The sequence below is a fragment of the Lyngbya sp. CCY1209 genome (genome assembly GCF_035615495.1).
GTDB lineage: Bacteria > Cyanobacteriota > Cyanobacteriia > Cyanobacteriales > Microcoleaceae > Limnospira.
Genome location: NZ_JAJENU010000409.1, coordinates 1 through 1,052, shown reverse-complemented (window position 1 = coordinate 1,052; position 1,052 = coordinate 1). Strand labels below are relative to the sequence as shown.

Annotated in this window: 1 protein-coding gene and 1 pseudogene; both read right to left on the bottom strand. The window is 61.2% G+C overall.

The features are described from left to right. Positions 1 to 222: pseudogene (locus LKE08_RS12050) on the bottom strand (chlorophyll a/b binding light-harvesting protein); the annotation flags it as partial. A gap of 2 nt (positions 223 to 224) precedes the next feature. Then, positions 225 to 1,052 (bottom strand): chlorophyll a/b binding light-harvesting protein (locus tag LKE08_RS12045; RefSeq protein ID WP_324704475.1); only part of this gene is annotated, 828 nt, incomplete at its 5' end.

Genomic DNA, 1,052 nt, shown 5'->3' with positions numbered 1-1,052 from the left:
GAACTGGTTGAGTTCAAACAGGGTCATCGCCCCGGCCCACAGGACGATCAGTCCGGCGTGGGCGACGTGGGCCCCCAGCAGCTTGCCCGACAGGTCGGCGAAGCGGAAGTTGCCCGCCCACCAAGAGTAGGGATCGCGGGAAGTGGGGACGAAGGTGTTGGGGGCGTCGGTATCGGCCGTGAAGCCCAGCGGTTTGAGGAGATTCGGTTGCGTGACGGTCATGGTTAGCTGACCTCCCCGCGAGTCGATTCGATCACCCGGCCTTCTTTAAAGCTGTAGCCGGCGGCCCGCAGGGCGTGGAAAATGTGTCCCTGCAGGAAGAAGAATCCCAGCCAGAAGTGGGCGTTCGCCAGCCAGACCCGGTTCGTCGCCACCCCGTCGGGACTGACGAAGATCGGGAAGCGATCGAAGACGAGATTGAGGGTGGGGCCGTAAAATTCGGTGGGAAACACCAGGGAATTCACCGAAACGAACAGGGTCGCCACGAAGGCCATCAGGCTGACGGCGCCGATGCTGTAGGAGAGGTAAGCTTCTCCGGACCAGACAAAAAGGTTTTTCGTCCAAGGCAGGGGTTTCGTGGCGATGTGCCAGATCCCCCCGAGGATCAAAATCGCGCCGATCCAGATGTGACCGCCGACGACATCTTCGAGGCGATCGACCCCCGCCAGCCAAAAGCGGCCTTCCGTGCCGAACAAATAGCCGAAAATCGTGGCCGGATTCAGCGTGGGGTCGGTTATCAGGCGCACGTCCTGAACCGTGGGGTCATACAATCCCCCGAAGTACATGGCTTTGGCCACCAGCAAGAACGCGCCGACGCCCAACAGGGTGAGGTGGATGCCCAAAATATCGGTCATCTTGTTGGTGTCGTCCCAGCGATAGCCGAAAAAGGGAAATTTGCTTTCCAGCTTGGCGGGGCCCCGCAGGGAGTGAAAGATGCCGCCGGCGCCCAAAAATGCCGAGCTGATCAGGTGGACCATGCCGATCGCGTAGTAGGGATAGGTGTCTATCACCTCGCCCCCGGCACCGACGCCGATGCCGAGGCGGGCCAGGTT